Source organism: Mesorhizobium sp. B3-1-8, from assembly GCF_006439495.1.
In the GTDB taxonomy this organism is placed as follows: Bacteria; Pseudomonadota; Alphaproteobacteria; order Rhizobiales; family Rhizobiaceae; genus Mesorhizobium.
The window spans coordinates 26,303-44,873 of the sequence record NZ_VFTK01000045.1; the positions used below are offsets into that span (position 1 = coordinate 26,303).

Sequence of the window (18,571 nt, forward strand, 5' to 3'; positions counted from 1 at the left end):
GACCACGACCGGGCTTCGCTCTGCTACGCCGCCACCGTCTCGGACGCCAAACCGTGCTCCGCGTCCCTGGCTGGAGAGGACCTGGTCCGCGGAGCACGTTTTGCGCCTTGGGAGGCATGAGTGGTTGCGGCAGCGCGCCTGGATCAGTGGAGGGGCGTCGAGCTGATGAGCCTAAGCCCGCTATACTCCTTGCTCACAGCACCAGCTCGATCAGAAAGGGCCCGGACAGTCGGAAGCTTGACTCAAGGAGGTCGCCACATTGCTCAAGGGAGTGCGCTTGGACGGCTTCGACGCCCATCCCTTCAGCGAGCTTCACCCAGCCAATGTCGGGGTTCGACAGGTCAAGCATGTTCATCGCGGTCTGCCCCGGAACGGCGCCGACGCCCTTGTACTCGCCGATCAGGATATTGTATTTGCGGTTGCTCAGAATGATGGTTGTGATCGGTAGTCGCTCCCGCGCTTGGGTCCACAGCGACTGCAGGGAGTACATGGCCGAGCCGTCGGCCTGGAGGCTGATCACGCGCCTGGAACTGCCTGCGCCAATGGCAGCTCCCGTGGCGACGGGCAGGCCATCCCCGATAGCCCCGCCGGTTAGGTGCAGCCAATCGTGGGGTGCCGCGCCATGCGTCTCGGCATAGAGCCCCCGGCCGAACGAGATGCTCTCGTCGGAAACGATCGCTCCCTCGGGCAAGACGGCGGCCAGCATCCGCGCCAGGCCTTCTGGCGTGGGCTTGCCTGTGGCCCGCTCCGGGCGGCGGGCCGGTGTGGCCGGATAGGCTGCTTCCGGCACGCCGAGCGCCTCGACCAGGGCGACAAGAGCGGCTTCGACGTCCTGGTCCTGACGGGCAAGCACGTGCAGGCGTGTGCCGGGCGCATATTGTCTCGACGGTTTGTCGGGATAGGCAAAGAAGCCGATAGGCGGCCGGGCACCAACGAGGACGATGTCGGTGAACCGGGCCAGGACTTTGTTAGCGGCGTCTGTGCCGTAGGGTATGCGCTCGAGCGCTAGGCGCCCGGCGCCCCGCTCCACGCGCGGGGCCACGAATTCGCCCAGGACCGAGGCGCCGCTGGCGTTGGCCAACCGCCACGCCAGCCGCTGCGAGGCGGCGCGGAAGCCACGGCCACCGAGCAGGATGAGCACGTCGGTACCGCTGCGCAACGCATGGGCGGCGGCCTCGACCGCATGTGGATCGATCGGCGGCGGTCGCAACGTGGGCAAGGGGTCGGCCATAACTCCGCCCCGGCCCCACGAGGCATCTGACGGGAGGATCAGGGTGGCGATGTTCCGTCCGATCGTTCGGGACGCTTGAATCGCTGCCGCAGTGTCAGGTCCCACATCCCGCGGCCGGGCGCTTGCGCGCACCCACGCCGAGACCGTGCGTGCCAGGGCCTCGGTATCGGCCGTCAGTGGCGCGTCCAGCGGTGCGTGGTAGGTTGCATGGTCCCCGACGATATTGACGATGCCGCTGCCGGCCCGGCGTGCGTTGTGGAGGTTCGCCAGGCCATTGGCCAGTCCCGGTCCACAGTGCAGCAATGTGCAAGCCGGCCTATCGGCGATGCGATAGTAGCCGTCGGCCATGCCTGTGACGACGTTCTCCTGCAGTCCGAGTACACAGCGCATGCCGGGGATCTGGTCGAGGGCCGCCACGAAGTGCATCTCGCTGGTGCCGGGGTTGGCAAAACAGGTATCAACACCCCCGCCAATCAGCGTCCGCACCAGGCTTTCTGCGCCCGTCATTTCATTCGCTGGCGTCATGCACGCAAGGCCTTCTCACTTCCTGCCAAACAATCAACGTCAAATCGATAATTCCGTATATTGGAATTAAGTTCCGAATAATTGACTCGGACCGTACCCAAGTGTAAAGGCCATTGCAAGGGCGGACGGAGCCATTGGCGGACCGAAAATGCGCAAACCTGTATCTGCAAATCAGCCAAGGTCACGAGAGGGAGGCCAGCGTCGTGTCGCCGACGCCGTCAATACGGCTCGGCCGGGGACGGGCGTCGATCGCAACCTTTGGGGGCCAATGCCTCTGGCCTGACGGGCTCATGGACGGCCATGCGCCGTTCCACCACCTTGAACAACACCATCCAAACGTCACCACGGAACACTGACATGGCGCTCGACCCAGCCACCTTCGATCAATTAGTGGCGGCCGTTGCCCGCTTCGTCAGAGAGCGACTGGTGCCGCTCGAGGCTGCGGTGGCCGAGAACAATGCCATTCCCGAGGAGATCAGGCACGCGTTCCGCGACATGGGCCTGTTCGGCCTCTCCATCCCGGAAGCCTATGGCGGTTTGGGCCTAACGATGGAGGAGGAAGTCAGGATCGCGTTCGAGCTCGGCCGGACGTCGGCGGCCTTTCGATCGCTCATCGGCACCAACAACGGCATCGGGTCCCAAGGCCTCGTCATGGACGGTACTGAAGCTCAGAAACAGAAGTATCTGCCTCGCCTTGCCACTGGCGAGATCATATCGTCGTTCGCGCTGACGGAGCCGGAGGCAGGTTCCGACGCGGCCTCGCTGCGCACCAGTGCGCGGCGCGACGGCGACAGCTACGTGCTCAACGGCACAAAGCGCTTCATCACCAACGCCCCACACGCCGGCCTGTTCACTGTCTTTGCGCGCACCGTGGACGCTGAGCGTCCCAAGGGGCGGGTCACGGCCTTCTTGGTCGAGGCGCAGACCCCTGGTCTCAGCCTCGGCGCCCCGGACAGGAAGATGGGCCAGAGCGGCTCCCTCACCAGCGACGTCATCTTCGAGGACTGCCGTGTCCCGGCCGACGCCGTACTAGGGGGGCGCGAGGGCCAGGGCTTTGGCACAGCCATGAAGGTGTTGGACCGGGGTCGGCTTCATATCTCTGCGGTCTGTGTGGGGATGGCGGAACGTCTCGTCGCCGACAGCCTGGCCTACGCCATGCAGCGCAAACAGTTCGGGCAGCCGATCGCGGAATTCCAGCTCGTGCAGGCCATGCTGGCCGATAGCCGGGCCGAGGCCTATGCGGCCCGTTGCATGGTCATCGAGACGGCGCGCGCAAAGGATCGAGACGCCAGTGTCTCGACCGAGGCCGCCTGCTGCAAGATGTTCGCAAGCGAGATGGTGGGTCGCGTGGCGGACCGCGCTGTTCAGATCCACGGCGGCGCAGGCTACATGGCGGAGTACGGTATCGAGCGCTTCTACCGGGACGTGCGCCTATTCCGCATCTACGAGGGCACGACCCAGATCCAACAACTCGTCATCGCACGCAATATGATCAAAGACGCCGAGGCCGCGGCGTGACCGCCGGCCCCCACCAATCGATATTCGCATCCGGGACCGCCCCATGAGCCAGAATGAAGCAAGTATCGCTCCAGTGCTCGTCGAGCACATTGACGGTATCGCCCGCCTCACCGTCACAAACCCTCCAGTCAATGCGCTCTCGCGGGCGGTGCGCCAGGCGCTGCTGGACCTTATCGACGAATTTTCGACGCGGCCGGATGTGCGGGCGGTCGTGATCGCAGGTGCGGGACAGGCCTTCATTGCCGGAGCCGATATGCGCGAATTCGATGGGCCGCTGCTGGAGCCGGCCCTCCCGGAAGTATTGCTGGCGATCGAGGGGTCTCAAAAGCCGATCGTCGCGGCCATCGATGGTGTGGCGCTGGGGGGTGGTGCAGAGCTGGCTCTTGCCTGTCATGCGTGTTTGGCGACAGAGCGAAGCAGCTTCGGCTTTCCGGAGGTCAAGCTCGGGATAATTCCGGGGGCCGCCGGTATTCCCCGCCTGGTGCGCCTTGTCGACCCCACGAAGGCGCTCGATCTTGTCTCCAATGGCAGACCCGTCAACGCGAGAGAGGCCTGCTCGCTCGGGGTTTTCGACGCCGTAGTGGAGGTATCGCGTCTCATGGACGCTGCGGTGGCCTTGGCAAACGTCCTTGCTGGAGGGGTTCTGCGCAGGACCTCTCAACTACCGGTCAGGGCAACCGAGGACCCGGTTGCGTTCGAGGTTTCGGCGCAGCGGCTCCTAGGCAGAGCGCGTGGACAACGCTCCGTGAGAGAGGCTGTCAACGCAGTCCGCGCCGCCCTGGACCAGGATTTCAGGCAGGCAGCAGCCTCTAATCGAGCGACATTCCTTGACCTGCGCATGTCCGAACAGGCCCGCGCGCTGCGACACCTGTTCTTCGCCGAGCGCGAGGCACAAAGGGTGCCGGGAGTGGACACGAAGGCCTCGCGTACAGTGGCTTCGGTGGCGGTTGTCGGCGCCGGCACTATGGGACGGGGAATCGCGAGCGCCTGTCTCAAGGCAGGGTACCCGACCTTGCTGATCGACCAGGATACGGCAATCGTCGACAGGGCCAAGGCCGCCATTGGCGAATCTCTTGCCAGAATGGCCAAAAGCGAAAAATGGGAGGCGGCGCGAGCCCAGACCTTGCTTGACAGGCTTGAGGTTGCCATATCGCTTGCGGCAGTGGCGCGCCGTGATCTCATCATCGAGGCCGTCTTCGAAGACCTCACGGTGAAGCAAGAGGTACTGGTCGGCATCGCGCTCCACGCCGACACAGGCGCCATCATTGCGACGAACACGTCCTATCTCGACACCAACCTCCTGGGCAGTTCGGTGGCTGACCCGTCGCGTTTTGTGGGTCTCCACTTCTTCGCCCCGGCGGAGGTGATGCGGCTGGTCGAGGTCGTCCGCACCAAAGACAGTGATCCGGCCGTGATAGCCACCGCGCTGCGTTTCGCCAAGTCCCTCGACAAATTGGCGGTCGTCTCCGGCGTCTGCGACGGCTTCATCGTCAACCGGATCCTGGCTCGCTACCGGCGCGAGATGGAGTATCTGTTGGAGGATGGGGCTTTGCCCGAGGAGATCGACGGTGCGCTGGAGGCGTTTGGCTTCGCCATGGGACCTTTCGCTGTGGCGGATTTGTCGGGGCTCGACATCTCTTGGGCTCGCCGCAAGCGCCTCGCGCCGACGCGCGACCCCTCCGAACGCTACGTGAAGGTGGCCGACTGGCTGTGCGAGATGGGACGCTTCGGCCGCAAGGCCGGGGCGGGATGGTACTGCTACGGGGAGGGCAAGCGGGTGCCCGACCCCGTCGTGGAGGAACTCGTCAAGCGGGCTTCTGCCGAACGCGATATCACGCGCCACCCGATCAGCAGCAACGCGATCGTCGAGCGAGCACTCGAGGCAATGGTGAGCGAAGCCAAGACTATACTGAACGAGGGCGTGGCGCTCCGGAGTTCCGATATTGATCTCGCGATTGTGCACGGGCTTGGCTTTCCGGCATGGCGTGGGGGCCCGCTATTCAATTCCGCCAATACTGGGAATGGATCCACCTAGGACAAATGGACCGGACGAAATGGTGGTCGCTGGATAGGCTAACTACGACCGACATCGAACCGGCGCGTCTTACATGGCGACGCCACAAGAGATGTTGATTACTGCGCGGACGACCTCCACCGCGGCTCGCTGATGAAGGTTTTGGACCTCGAAATCCCGGTCCCGTATCCCTATCTAAGCGGCTCCGTCATAGCGCGCTACGCCGATCCCCGCCGGCGATGTGGCGGCCTTGAGAATGGAAGCGAGATCCTTGAGTTTCTGCGGTGTATAGGCATCGTAGTAGGCTTGGTTCTTGCGGCCGATGGCGTGCTCCGCGCTGAAGCTGCCGCCGAAGTCGTTGACGACGATATCGACCACCCAGTCGCGGACGCGTCCTTCGAAGGTACTGTCGGCGGCACTTGCACCATCCTTCAATGCGACCAGATTGAAGTGGACGCCGCCGTCGCCGATATGGCCGAAATCGCAGATGGAAACGTCGGGAAATTTTTGCGGGATCTCGATCGCCATTCGTTCGCAGAACGCCATCAGTTGCCCACGGCGGAACGAAAGATCAAAGGCGACAAGCTTGCCGAGATGTTTGACTCCTTCGGAAATCGCGTGCCGCAGCGACCAGATTTCATGCAGTGGCCCAATGATCGCGTCCTCGAGCAGGCTGTCGTCGCTGTCCCAGATTTCAGCGAGCACACTTTCGAGTGTCTCGGAGAGAGGCTGCTCACCCTGCCTCGGATCCCAGCTGCGCGTAACTTCAGCGAGAATCACATATCTGGGTATCAAGCCGCCCTGGAACGGGTTTCTCAGCGATGGGATATGGGCCAAGGTCGCTGCGATCGAATTGCCGGACATACCTTCGAAGGCGGTAAGGTAAGCGCCAAGCCGTGCTTCCATGGCATTGAGCAGCGGCATGACTTTGGCCGGATTCCGTGGCACCAACAGCGCCGCCGCTGTCTGGCGGGGAAGTCGCTCCAGATTGAGTACGCATTCCGTGATCAGGCCGAAAGCCCCTGACGTGCCAATGAACAATTGCTTCCAGTCGACGCCGGTGTTGTTCTTGCGCAAGTCGGAATTCAGGTCGAGGACAGTGCCATGTTCGTCCGCCAGGACGACTGTCATGCCAAGGGCATTCTTGCGGACATCGCCAAATTTCAGGAAGCGTGCGCCGCCGGTGTTGGTTGCCAGCATGCCGCCCAGCCGCGGGTCGGCACCGAGATCAATGGGGAAAAAGAGCCCGTGTGCTTGCAATCTCGCATTGACTTCGGAGAGCCGCATTCCTGCATCGGCACGAACGGATCGGTTATCGAGATCAAGTTCGAATTTCCGGTTCATCCGGTCGATGCTCAAAACCGCCTGTTGGCCGCTGGCATCGGGTGTTGATGCCGCGACCACTCCGGTGTTTCCCGCCTGCGGTATGATATAGACCTTCTCTCGCACGCAATAGGAGATCGCGGCGGCAGCCTGTTGCGTCGTTGTTGGACGCAAGACAAACGCTGACTTTCCCTTGTCGAACCGGGCGCCGGCTTCATAGGGTGTCATATCTGTGCCAGTCAGCACGCCGTTATCGCCAAGGATGCGACGCAGTTCTGCAACATGGCGCTCGATTTCAATGACTGACATTCTCGTTCCGTCGTTTCCGCTGGGATTGGAGGGCGTCTGTGCGCCGCTGAAAGTCGATGCGCCTCAGCCGGGGGGGCCGAACTGCCCGACAGGTGTTCCAGGCACGGCTACCTTGAAGCTTATCAACGAGCCGCTGCTGGTTCTGTTTGACGCGATCGTAGAGAGAGACGTGACAAAAAGGGTTCGCAGATCGCTCCCCCCAAAGCAGGGCATGGTGGGTGCATCGAGCGGCACCTTCACCGGGTCGAGCATGAAACCATCTGGCGCTATTCTATTGAGCCGTCCCGCGGAGACCCCGGCGCTCCAGTATGTGCCTTCCTGATCGACTGCCGCGCCGTCCGGCAGGCCCTTCGTCTCGTCGAGAAGGGTAATGATGCGACCGTTTGAAATGTTCCCGGTCGCAACATCAAAATCGAACGCCTGGATGAACGGGCCACGGGAGTCCGCGTGATACATGGTCCGTCCATCGGGGCTCCAGGCCAGTCCGTTCGAGACGTAAAGTCCATCGAGGACCTTCCTGCTTCGTCCATCAGGCGTGATGCGATGAAGGGCGCCCGAAGGCGCCCTTGGCACCGCATCGTGCATGCTGCCGACCCAGAAACAGCCATCCGGTCCGACCTTTCCGTCGTTGAGGCGATTCATGGTCATGTCCGGCTCAGGATGCACCAGAAAATCCAGACGCTGCGTTGCCGGATCAAAAAGATGGATGCCGCTGCGCAACGCGACGACGAGGAGGCCTCCATTCGCCATGCCGATGCTCCCGACTACGCACGGCATCTTGTAGCGCGCGATGGTCCTGGAGATGGGGTCAAGGCTGTAGATCGCCGGGTGCAGGATGTCGACGAACCAGAGGATGGACCGAACCGGATCCCACACCGGACTCTCGCCAATCTCGAGCCTGAAATCGATACAGGTCTCGAACGAATTGGTTGTTATGGGCACGTCAATTTCCACCTTGCACTCCAAGACAGTCGGCGTCCGATGCGGTCTTGAGATTTGATATAGCAAAATTGTGGCGCCTGTCGACTGCTGATCCTCTCTGGTGCCGTCAAATTTTCTTGGAAGGAGATTTTTGGCGGGAATTTGGGCAAGTTGTTCGTACCGAGGGGCCGTGCATAGCGATAGATAAGGGATTGCTGTCAAGAATCGCCCCGCATTGAGCTCGAAACGCACGTTTTTTGGCCACGGCAGCGTCGAGCCAGTTTTGCGTTGTCGGTCAAAAAGAGATTGACAGCCGACTTCAATTGGCATTTATGATATATCAAATTAGGCGCTCTGAGCTGAATCAGACGGACAACAAGGGGAATGAACAATGATCAAAGCATCTGATACGCCCAGAGCCGGGCGTGCAATCCGGACCGCGTTTCTCTCAACCACGGTGGCCGTGATGCTGGCCTCTTCGCTTGGTGCCGTCTCGGCGCAGGAGAAGCCGTTGATCATTGCGCGCAACCTGGCGGTCAATTCGCTCGACCCCGCGCGAACCTCCTGCGACACCTGCAATATCTTCCTCTATGCCGTCTATGAAACGCTGGTGCGCCTCGGAGACGACAACAAGACCATCAATCCGGCCCTGGCGCAGAAGTGGGAGGTCAACGGCGACAATACCGAGTTCACCTTCCACCTCAACCCGAAGGCTGTTTTCGCCGATGGATCGCCGGTCGAAGCCAAGGATGTGAAGTGGTCGTGGGATCGGCTGGCCAATTTGCAGGGTGGTATGGCCTGGCTGTTCGAAACGGTGAAGTCGATCGAGGCGCCGGATGCTCATACAGTGATCGTCAAACTCACTCAGCCCGACTCCGAATTTCTAGGAAAGGTGATTGCGCCCTACGCTGGCATCGTGAACAGCAATCTGGCCATCGAGCATGGAGCCAAGGCCGGCAAGGACGACGCAGCCTCCGACTCGGCCGAGCCTTGGTTTCTTGCCAATTCCGCCGGAAGCGGCCCCTACGCTCTGGAATCCTACAGCCCCAACGATGAACTGCGGTTCAAGCGAAACGCGGCCTACTGGGACAAGCCGGCTGCGATCGATGAAATTGTCATCAAGCAGACGAAAGACTCGGTCGCCCAGGCGCAGGTCCTGCAAAGCGGTGATGTCGATATCGCCATGCAGATCGCGCCCGACACAGCAAAGACGATCAATGCGCCTGGCGTCACCGTTGAGACCGTTCCGTCGTACAATTTTATCTACATGGCCATCAGCCCGGGAGCGAAATCCAACAAGGTGCCAATGGATACGAAGGTCCGCCAGGCGATCGCCTATGCGCTCGACTATCAGGGCATTATCGATTTCACCATCGGTGGTGCCGGCAAGATGGTCCCGGTGGCAATCCCGAACGGCTTCCCCGGCACCGACGGTCTGCCAATGCCTGTCCATGACGTTGAGAAGGCAAAGGCTCTTCTCAAGGAAGCGGGATTGGCAGACGGGTTCGACATGGAGTCGGTGTTCCCGAACGAGAATTACTATGGCGTCGACATGTCGACCTTGATGCAACTCGTCCAGCAGGATCTGGCCAAGGTCAACATCCGGCTTCAGCTGAAGCCGGTTACCTTCCCCGTCTGGCTGGACACCGTCAAAGGCGATGGGACATCGCTGACGGCGTCCTTCTACGCGCCCGACTACTACGGCACCGACCAATATGTGAAGACATTCGGAATGATCCCGGGCACGCGCTGGCTCAAGCGTTCGGGAGCGGAGCGTGTGCAGGGCGTCCTCAACATGAAGGAGAAGGAGTTGTTGGACAAAGCCGTCGCATCGCCCACGGACGTGCGCGACAAGCTTTACAACGAGATCGCGCTGGAGATGATCAAGGATCGCGTCATCGTCCCCCTGGTCGGGCCTGACACGGTGCTTGCCTACAGCAGCAAGGTACAGGGCATGAAGTACAGCGTCACGTCGGTGCTGCCGTTGCAGGACCTGAGCATCAAGAAATAGCGCCGAGCCGCGGAGTGGCCTGATCGAGAGTTCGAATCCATGCAAGCCTACAGATACGTCTTTCGTCGCTTGATTGGGCTGCCGCCGCTTCTGCTTGGTGTTTTGACCGTTGCCTTCATCCTGTCGCACGGCACGCAAGCCGATCCCTTGTCATCGATCCTGCCGGAGCGTCAGCTCAGCAATCCCGAGGCGGTGGCGGCCGCCAAGGCAAGGTGGGGCCTCGACAAGAGCCCGGTCGAGCAATACGTCTTCTACGTGAAGAACGTCGTCACCGGCGATCTCGGCATCTCCTTTCGCACCAAACGCCCCGTCTCACAGGATCTCCTGGCGCGGCTGCCCGCCACGCTTGAACTCGTCATCGCGGCTCTGCTTGTCGGCTCGGTGTCCGGCATTCTGCTGGGTGTGCTGGCGGCCAGAATGCGTGACACGATCGTCGATCATCTGGTCAGGCTGTTCGCACTGCTCGGCTCGTCGCTTCCTGTCTTCTGGTCGGGTCTTGCGGTGCTGTCGATCTTCTCCGTGCAGCTTGGCATTCTGCCGGGACCAGGCAGGCTCGATTCGCGGTCCACTCCTCTGGATCCGATCACCGGATTCTACACCGTCGACGCGCTGTTGCACGGCAACATGTCCAGCTTCTTCGAAGCCGTTTTGCATCTGATCCTTCCGGCCGCCGTTCTGGGCTGGTCGATCACCGGCATCATCTCGCGGCTGGTGAGAGCCAGCATGCTCGACGTCCTTGGCCAGGACTACATCATGATGGCCAGGGCAAAAGGGGCGAGCAGCAAGCGCGTGCTCTTCCATCATGCGCTGCGCAACGCGCTAATCCCCGCGATCACCGTTATCGGCTATTCCTTTGCATTCCTGATCACCGGCGCCGTCCTGACCGAGACCATTTTTTCGTGGCCCGGCATCGGCTCGTACGCCGTGGATTCAGCGCGAGCCCTGGATTATCCGGCGATCATGGGCGTGACAATGCTTGGCGGCGCGGCTTTCCTGCTGACCAATCTCTTGACCGACCTCACTTATGTGCTGGTCGATCCAAGAATCAAACTCCAATAGGTGGCGAGATGGCCAGTGTCGTATTCGCCCCATCACAGCGGCGCCGCCGCGACCTTTGGTCTGTGGTGCCGGGTTATATCGGCCTTGTGATCATCCTGTTCTGGATCATGACCGCGCTGACGTCGCGATACTGGATGCCTTATGCGCCGCTCGACATGGTCGGCCGACGCCTTCAGCCGCCGACCTTCTCACACCTCTTCGGCACCGACGCGCTCGGCCGCGATGTCTTTTCACGCACCATGGCTGGCAGCGTCTATTCGATCCCCATCGCTTTGCTCGTTGTCTCGGTCGGCGCATTTTTTGGCAGCCTGCTCGGTGCCATCGCCGGTTTCTTGGGCGGCTGGACCAACACGGTGATCATGCGCCTGGTCGACGTGACGTTGTCGTTCCCGCCCATGCTTCTGGCCATGGCCGTGGCTGCCTCGCTCGGACCAGGGCTGTGGACCGCAACGCTGGCAATGATCGCCGTCTGGTGGCCGCTCTACACGCGGCTGATGCAGGCGCAGGTCATAAGCGTGAAACAGATGGAGCATGTCGATGCCGCCATCTCATCGGGTGTGAGGCCTCGTCGGCTGCTCACCCGCTATATCTTACCGCTTTGCTGGACGCCCATTCTGATCAACGCGACGATGGACTTCGGCCAGGTCGTGTTGCTGGCGGCCTCCCTGAGCTTCATCGGACTTGGAGCCGCACCGCCGGCGCCTGAATGGGGGGCGATGGTCTCGGACGGCGCGGTCAACTTCTACTACTGGTGGATCGCGGCAGCCCCTGGTGCCGCCATTCTGAGCGTCGTGCTGGCGCTGAATTTCATCGGCGACCGGGTGCGCGACATATTGGATCCGAGGAAGCATGCATGAAGGATGAACCCCTTCTCGATGTTCGGGATCTCAGAATTGCTTTCGACACGCCGTTCGGATACGTCGACGCCGTGCGGGGCGTGTCGTTCTCCATTCGCAAGGGGGAGATCATCAGCCTGGTCGGCGAGTCCGGGTCCGGCAAAAGCATCACCATGCGTGCGGTCATGGGACTGCTGCCGCGTTCTGCGCGGATCAGCGGTTCGGTAAAGTTGCTCGGCAGCGAATTGATAGGCTGTCCGGCGAAAAAACTCGAGCAGCTTCGCGGCTCCAGGATGTCGATGATCTTCCAGGATCCGCTCACCGCATTGAACCCGGTGTTGACGATCGGAGACCAGGTCATGGAGGCGATACGCATTCATAATCCGACGATCTCGGCGAGACAGGCACATGTTCAGGCGCTGGGATTGCTTTCCGAGGTCGCGATTCCGTTTCCCGAAAAGCGCATGCAGCAATATCCGCACGAATTTTCCGGCGGCATGCGTCAACGCGTGGTGATTGCCATCGCGATCGCGAACAAGCCGGACTTGATCATCGCCGATGAACCGACCACGGCGCTCGACGTCACGGTCCAGGCTCAGATCCTGGAACTCCTGAAGCAGCTCTGCCGCCAGCAGGGCACCGGGCTGGTTCTGATCACGCACGATCTTGGCGTTGTCGCCGGCATGGCCGAAGGGGTCTCCGTCATGTATGCGGGATCCATCGTCGAGCGTGCCGCAGTCGACGATCTGTTCGACCACCCCGGCCATCCCTATACCCGCGGGCTGTTGGGCTCGCTTCCCGAAATGAAAGGCGAGATCGGCCGTCTCATCGACATTGGCGGTGCGCCGCCAACGGCACAGACCATGCCGTCGGGTTGCGCGTTCAACCCACGTTGCCATTTCGCGATCGATCGGTGCCGCATCGAGTCTCCGTTGCTGATGAAGGCCGGCGTCTCCGACGTCGCTTGTCATCTGGCGACGGTGCTGCCGGAGTACGACAAGCGAAGGAAGACGGCATGACGGCGGTATTGCACGGTTCAGCGCTTGAGCAGGCTGGCGACGAAATGCCTTTGCGCGCTGGCGCCCCAGTGCTGCTCTCAGTGCGAGGCCTCACCAAGGAATTCGGCACCGGCGGAGCGTTTTCGGGATCGAAGAACGCACCGGTCATCCGCGCTGTCGCAGGTGTCAGCTTCGATCTGGCAAGAGGAGAGACGCTGGGTCTTGTTGGCGAATCCGGTTGCGGCAAGTCGACCCTGGCGCGGTGTATCCTGAGGCTGACCCTCCCGACCTCTGGAGAAGTCTTCCTGGATGGTGTCGATCTTTCAAAGCTCAGCGAGGAGGAGATGCGGCGGCAGCGCCGGCATCTCCAAGTCGTGTTTCAAGATCCGTTTGCATCGCTCCACCCGCGAATGCGCATTGGCGAGACAATTTCCGAGCCTTTGAATCTTCTGAACATGTCAAAAAGGGAAAGGCTCGATCGCCTTCATGAGCTTGTCGACCTGGTCAAGCTGAACAAAGAGCATCTACAACGCTTCCCCCATGAGCTTTCGGGAGGCCAAAGGCAGCGCGTGGGCATTGCACGCGCGCTTGCGGTCAATCCGAAAGTCGTGATCCTGGACGAGCCCGTGTCCGCGCTCGACGTCAGCATTCAGGCCGGCATCCTGAATTTGCTGGCGGATTTGCAGGCGCGCCTCGGCCTCTCCTATCTCTTTGTCGCGCATAACCTTTCGACAGTTCGTCACATCTCCAACCGGGTCGCGGTCATGTACCTTGGAAAGATCGTCGAACTCGCGCCAAGGGACCAGATATTCAGCAGCCCTAGGCATCCCTATACCGTCGCCTTGCTTTCCGCCGTGCCAACCGCCGACCCCAGGAGCGAGCGCCAGCGAAAGCGGATCGTCTTGAAGGGTGACTTGCCGAGCCCTGCTGCTCCGCCGAGCGGCTGCAGGTTTCGGACCCGATGCTGGAAAGCACAGGATCTATGCGCAAACGAAGAGCCCATGCTGCGCACGATCGGGAAGGCTACTTTCGCTTGCCATTTTCCGGAGCCCGACTGCAGACAAGGTTTGTTCTGAGCTTCAGCGCAGCGATGGAACGCCTCCGGACTTATGCTATGGGAGAAAAGCATTTCGCGGTTTGGCCCTATCTGATGAGCAGTCATGAGTTCCCCGGCGACGGAAGAAATCGATCTGGAGCCTGAGGGACCAGATACAAACCGCGACAGTTTGTCGGAGCGCATCTACGCGCGGTTGCGCATCGATTTGATGACCGGACAATACGAACCTGGCAGCCGGCTGAATATTCGCCGGCTTGCTGCCACCTACGATATGTCTCCCACCCCGGTGCGGGAAGCGATCGTTCAGCTCGTTCGCGAGGGCGCGCTGGAATTGCGGCTCGGCCACCAGCCGCGGGTGCCTGTCCTGACCATCCCCCAGTACATCAATATCAGAGAGACCAGGGCGCCTCTCGAGCGTCTCGCTGCGGAGCTGGGCGCCGTCCACATAAACGAGGATGACATAGAAACCCTGAAGGCACTGCACGATAGGTTCGTTCAATCCGAAAATCAGGAACGCTGGAAGGAGGCTCTGGCAGCCAACCAGGAATTTCATTTCACTATCTACCGGGCGTCCGGCAATTACGTTCTGGTTCGCTGCATCGAGAATCTGTGGCTCTTGGCCGGTCCATTCGTGAACAATCAATATCCTCTCGTCCGCAGCGCGGCCCATAGCGTCCATCCGCATCTGCTGATTATCGACGCTCTCACACGCAGGGCACCCGGCGAAACCGGAGAACTGGTCGTCCGAGATTTGCGCGAAGGGTCCTATGTGATCCTCGAGAAGATCAAGAACGAGGCGAATGCATGGCAAGTGAAAAAGTCTCGACGCAAGAAGGCCGAGCCTTGATTGCCTCGCTCTTGGTAGCCGCACTTGCGTGGTCGGTGTCGGCCCTATTTTGACGACACTGCCCTGGCCGCACGGCGCGCTTTGAGTTTCTCGGCACCTATTGCCGCATTCCGGTCCATCATCTTCCAAAGGCTGCGCGGACTGGCGCCGAGCTTCTTGACGACCTTGCCGCGCTCGAGCGGCGCAAAGGCCTCGATAGTATTCTTCCGAATGGCTTCGAGGACGATACCGGCGACGAAATCCGCGGTTACTGGCGTGCCGGCAAAGGACACCGCCATCGAGTCGTCCTCGGCTTCCTTGTCGAGCATCGGTGTCTCGGTCGAGGTCGGATGAACGATCGTGAATTTTACCGGGCTGCCGCGTTCCTCCAACGCGAGGGAAAGATGATAGGCACGAAGGGCATGTTTTGCCGCCGCATAGCTGGCAATGCCGGGAAACGGCAGGAACGCTGTCATGCTGCAGACGGTGACAAGATGGCCGTATCCCTGCGCTTTGAATTTAGGCAATGCGGCCATCATTCCTCTGACGGGACCGAAGAAATTCGTCCGCATCGTGTCCTCGTGCTTTTCCATCGTCAGGTCGCGCGCGTAACCCGTGTGGACGATCGCCGCGTTGTTGACCAGAACGTCGAGGCGTCCAAATCTTTCCCAGATGTGCTTGAGCACCTGTTCCCACTGCTCTGAAGAGCAGATGTCCAGTCTGACAGCCGAGGCGGCAGGGCCGATTCTCGCCGCAACCGTCGTCGCGCCGGGCAGGTTGATGTCGGCCAGCACCACAGTGTTGCCGGCTTCGGCGGCCAGTCTGGCGAGAGCCGCGCCGATCCCGCTTGCCGCGCCGGTGATGAGAAAGACCTTTGGTTTGGACGTTTTCATTTTGCCTCTGTCTCTGTGGTCAGGCGCTTACGGCCTGGAAGATAGACTTGCTAGAAATAAGTGCGGACCGAGCTGACCACCTGATAGTTCTCGTCGACGACATGCATGACGCGCCATTTGTCGAAGGTCAGGCACGGGTGCGAGATGCCGAAGCCGATCATGTCGCCGACTTGGAGCGGCGAGCCCACCGGGATGGTCATGTGACAGTGCTGGTCGTTCAGCCGAGTGACGGTATGGTCCGACGACAGCTTCTGCGGACTTTCCATGCCGCCCCCAGGCCGAAACCATGTGAGGGCCACCGGCTGGTCGTCATAAGAAACGTCGCGCTTGCCGAGCCCAGCAATTAGCTTTTCGTCCTCCGGCCGGGATTGCACATAGGCCCAGACTTCGAGAGCCGGCGTGAGCCCACCGTGAGAGCTGGCAAGCTCGGGATTGCGTTCCCTGAGCGCATCGACGGCCTTCGCGTAGAGGAGAGAATCGTGCGTTATGTAGCAGCCGGACCGCACCAGAACCATGCTGGGCCGTGACAACGCCGCGCCGCCCAGTCCTTTGACCACCACATCGTAGAAGGAGGAGCCTCCAGCGCTCAGGATTATAGGATCGGCGGCAAAGAGATTTTCGGCATCGCAAAGGCGGGCAAGCGAAGCCATTTGCCCGACAAAGTCTTCGACAAGCGTCAGCGTCTCCATGTTGTCGGCGCCCTTGAGAAGGCCTTCGAAACCTTCAATGCCGCGAAGAACAACCACGCCCTTGGTGCGCGCGATAGAGCGAGCAAGCTCCAAGGCTTCTTCGAGGCTGCGGCAGCCAGTGCGGCCGCCAGGATACCCGAGCTCGACCAGCACTTGCAGTGGGCGGTTGTGGCCCGCCTTTCGAACGGCGTCGGCGATCGCACGAATGTTCTCCTGCGAGTCTGCGAGAAATAGGAATTCAAAGCTCGAATCGGCTGCCAGTTCGCCGATCACATAATCGATCGACTGCCGTCCTATAAGCTGGTTGGCCAGGAAGATCCGCTTGAAGCCGAACCTGCGGGCGACCTGGATTTGATGCAGCGTTGAGACTGTAATCGCCCAGGCTCCGTCGGCAATCTGCAGGTCGAATAGGGCAGGGCACATCGTGGTCTTGCCGTGTGGTGACAGGATGGCGCCGGCATCGGCCAGGAATGATTTCATCCATGCGCTGTTGTCGCGCACCGCCCGATCCTTAAGGACCGCAACTGGGAGCGGCAGATCTTCCCGCAAGAGATTCCAGCGTTGTGCCGCAACGTCGTTGATCGATATGGATCCGCCCATCGGCGGTACGCCTTTGTCCAGAGCGGTCAAGGGCAGGTCCAAGGAATTAAGTAGCGATGGCATCGTATAAGAAGACCTATTTTTGATATATGATTGTTACATTTCGCATCACGGTTGCGCAAGCTACCTCTTGGTCAAAATTGTTTTCGCCGGCGACGGTATCTCAGCAATATGAGTGTGTGAGAACAAATCGGTGCCCTTGGCCTGGCCGCAAGGTGCGTGTCATATTGGCATTTTTGATATTTCAAAAATGTCAGACGTCAGCTATTGTGCGAAGGCGCATGGACAACGAAGACGGCGAATGCCCATAGCCAAAATTAGCACGCATGATCCGGACGATCGCGGCCGAAACGCTCATTGAACCATGAAGGAGACCTTCTTGAAGAACGCTCTCAAAGCCCGGCTCGCGGCCGGAAGGGCCTGCCTGAACGGCTGGCTTGCGATCCCTTCCGGTTTTTCCGCAGAAGTCATGGCTCGAGCAGGCTGGCACAGTGTGACCGTCGACTTGCAGCACGGTGTCCAGGACTATCTCAGCATGGTTCAATGTTTTCAGGCCATGGTAGCATATCCGGTGACGCCCATGGTTCGCGTGCCTTGGAACGAGCCAGGCATCATCGGTAAGGTTCTCGATGCCGGGGCGTGGGGTGTCATCTGCCCGATGGTCAACACCGCCGAGGAAGCCAGGGCCCTTGTCGCGGCCTGCCTTTATCCTTCAAAAGGAAATCGTTCGAACGGTCCAGTCCGTGCTGGCGGCTATGGCGAACCAGGCAATCTCTATCAAGGGTTCGCCAATGACGAACTGCTTGTTCTGCCCATGATCGAGACGCGGCAAGCGGTCGACAATCTCGAAGAAATTCTGGATGTGCCCGGGATCAGCGGTGTCTATGTCGGCCCGAGCGACATGGGCCTGTCCTTCGGAATGTCCCCGACACTGGATCGGGAGGAGCCGGAGATCCTGGATATCTACGCGCGGGTCATACAAGAGACCGGTAGGCGTAGTCTGATCACCGGTCTCCACAATGCCGCCCCTGCCTATGCCGCGCGTATGATAGGGCTTGGATTCCGCATCATCACCATAACCAGCGACGCCACCCTCCTTGGCAAGATCGCCCAGGAAACGGTCCGGCAAATTCAGACCGCTGCCGGCGAGGCAGCCAGATGACCTTCGAGGCGCCATCGGAAAGGTTGAGAAAGCTCGGTTTGACGCTGCCGCCGCCAAGAAAGCCGGTCGCCAACTTCCTGCCGTACAAGCGACATGGAGACCTGCTTTTCCTCTCGGGACAAGGCCCCGTGAGCCACGGGGGTGTGAGACATACCGGAAAGGTCGGGCTCGACGTCAGCGTAAGCGAGGCATACGAGCATGCGCAGCTGACCACGCTCAATCTGCTGGCCGTTGCAGAGGCAGCGGCAGGCTCAATTGACCGTATCGCGGAGATCGTCAAAGTCCTCGGATTTGTCAACGCGGCTGCAGATTTTACTGACCATCCTGCTGTCATAAATGGTTGCTCGGATCTGCTTATTTCCGTGTTTGGGGAACAAGGCATGCACGCTCGATCGGCCATTGGAGCAGGTTCGCTGCCCAACCAGATCACCGTGGAAATCGAGATGATTGTTGCTCTTGCGATCGATTGAAAATCATCTGGTGGCTAGGCCGTAGTGACGATTTAAGGAATTGGGATTCCCGCAGGCCGGCAAATCAGATTCAACACTGATTTTTGGGGATCAGTGATGAACTGCGACGCGCTTCGGGACGACCAGTGG

Annotated in this window: 15 protein-coding genes; 10 read left to right on the forward strand and 5 right to left on the reverse strand. The window is 60.6% G+C overall.

What is annotated here, in order from left to right; genetic code table 11:
* Positions 1–193: 193 nt before the first annotated feature.
* Positions 194–1,756 carry an acetolactate synthase large subunit gene (locus FJ424_RS29545; RefSeq protein ID WP_246677374.1) on the reverse strand — a complete coding sequence of 521 codons (1,563 nt, stop codon included), beginning with the start codon at positions 1,754–1,756 and terminating at the stop codon, positions 194–196.
* A gap of 357 nt (positions 1,757–2,113) precedes the next feature.
* On the opposite strand from FJ424_RS29545, the gene FJ424_RS29550 reads away from it, so the two are divergent.
* Both FJ424_RS29550 and FJ424_RS29555 read left to right on the forward strand, forming a co-directional pair.
* On the forward strand, positions 2,114–3,274 hold the full coding sequence (locus FJ424_RS29550) for an acyl-CoA dehydrogenase family protein (protein ID WP_140659225.1): 1,161 nt from the start codon (positions 2,114–2,116) through the stop codon (positions 3,272–3,274).
* A gap of 43 nt (positions 3,275–3,317) precedes the next feature.
* Positions 3,318–5,309: a 3-hydroxyacyl-CoA dehydrogenase NAD-binding domain-containing protein gene (locus FJ424_RS29555; protein WP_140659226.1), complete on the forward strand. Its 1,992-nt coding sequence runs from the start codon at positions 3,318–3,320 to the stop codon at positions 5,307–5,309.
* Positions 5,310–5,483: 174 nt separating this feature from the next.
* On the opposite strand, the gene FJ424_RS29560 is transcribed toward FJ424_RS29555, so the two are convergent.
* Both FJ424_RS29560 and FJ424_RS29565 read right to left on the reverse strand, forming a co-directional pair.
* Positions 5,484–6,920, reverse strand: coding sequence for an FAD-binding oxidoreductase (locus FJ424_RS29560; RefSeq protein ID WP_140659227.1), 1,437 nt, complete (start codon positions 6,918–6,920; stop codon positions 5,484–5,486).
* 63 nt (positions 6,921–6,983) lie between these two features.
* Positions 6,984–7,868, reverse strand: coding sequence for an SMP-30/gluconolactonase/LRE family protein (locus FJ424_RS29565; protein ID WP_246677377.1), 885 nt, complete (start codon positions 7,866–7,868; stop codon positions 6,984–6,986).
* A 364-nt stretch (positions 7,869–8,232) separates the two neighbouring features.
* On the opposite strand from FJ424_RS29565, the gene FJ424_RS29570 reads away from it, so the two are divergent.
* From FJ424_RS29570 to FJ424_RS29595, 6 genes are all read left to right on the forward strand, one after another.
* Positions 8,233–9,852, forward strand: coding sequence for an ABC transporter substrate-binding protein (locus tag FJ424_RS29570; RefSeq protein WP_140659229.1), 1,620 nt, complete (start codon positions 8,233–8,235; stop codon positions 9,850–9,852).
* Positions 9,853–9,891: 39 nt separating this feature from the next.
* On the forward strand, positions 9,892–10,911 hold the full coding sequence (locus tag FJ424_RS29575) for an ABC transporter permease (RefSeq protein ID WP_140659230.1): 1,020 nt from the start codon (positions 9,892–9,894) through the stop codon (positions 10,909–10,911).
* A gap of 8 nt (positions 10,912–10,919) precedes the next feature.
* Complete coding sequence (locus FJ424_RS29580; RefSeq protein WP_140659231.1) at positions 10,920–11,768, forward strand: ABC transporter permease; 849 nt, start codon at positions 10,920–10,922, stop codon at positions 11,766–11,768.
* Positions 11,765–12,766, forward strand: coding sequence for an ABC transporter ATP-binding protein (locus tag FJ424_RS29585; protein ID WP_140659232.1), 1,002 nt, complete (start codon positions 11,765–11,767; stop codon positions 12,764–12,766). Before FJ424_RS29580 ends, FJ424_RS29585 begins: the two co-directional genes overlap by 4 nt.
* Positions 12,763–13,821: an oligopeptide/dipeptide ABC transporter ATP-binding protein gene (locus FJ424_RS29590; RefSeq protein WP_140659233.1), complete on the forward strand. Its 1,059-nt coding sequence runs from the start codon at positions 12,763–12,765 to the stop codon at positions 13,819–13,821. Before FJ424_RS29585 ends, FJ424_RS29590 begins: the two co-directional genes overlap by 4 nt.
* An 84-nt stretch (positions 13,822–13,905) precedes the next feature.
* Positions 13,906–14,649: a GntR family transcriptional regulator gene (locus FJ424_RS29595; RefSeq protein WP_140659234.1), complete on the forward strand. Its 744-nt coding sequence runs from the start codon at positions 13,906–13,908 to the stop codon at positions 14,647–14,649.
* Positions 14,650–14,693: 44 nt separating this feature from the next.
* Here the strand turns inward: FJ424_RS29595 and FJ424_RS29600 are convergent, their stop codons facing one another.
* Positions 14,694–15,521, reverse strand: coding sequence for an SDR family oxidoreductase (locus tag FJ424_RS29600; protein ID WP_140659235.1), 828 nt, complete (start codon positions 15,519–15,521; stop codon positions 14,694–14,696).
* 50 nt (positions 15,522–15,571) lie between these two features.
* The gene (locus FJ424_RS29605) at positions 15,572–16,840 is read right to left on the reverse strand and encodes an amino acid deaminase (RefSeq protein ID WP_246677375.1); all 1,269 of its coding nucleotides are present in this window, start codon (positions 16,838–16,840) and stop codon (positions 15,572–15,574) included.
* A gap of 349 nt (positions 16,841–17,189) precedes the next feature.
* Between FJ424_RS29605 and FJ424_RS29610 the strand changes: the two genes are divergently transcribed.
* Entirely contained in the window at positions 17,190–17,972 is a 783-nt protein-coding gene (locus FJ424_RS29610) for an aldolase/citrate lyase family protein (RefSeq protein WP_246677376.1), read from the forward strand.
* Positions 17,969–18,442 (forward strand): RidA family protein, encoded by a 474-nt coding sequence (locus FJ424_RS29615; RefSeq protein WP_140659238.1) that lies wholly within the window; start codon positions 17,969–17,971, stop codon positions 18,440–18,442. Before FJ424_RS29610 ends, FJ424_RS29615 begins: the two co-directional genes overlap by 4 nt.
* The last annotated feature ends 129 nt before the right edge of the window (positions 18,443–18,571 follow it).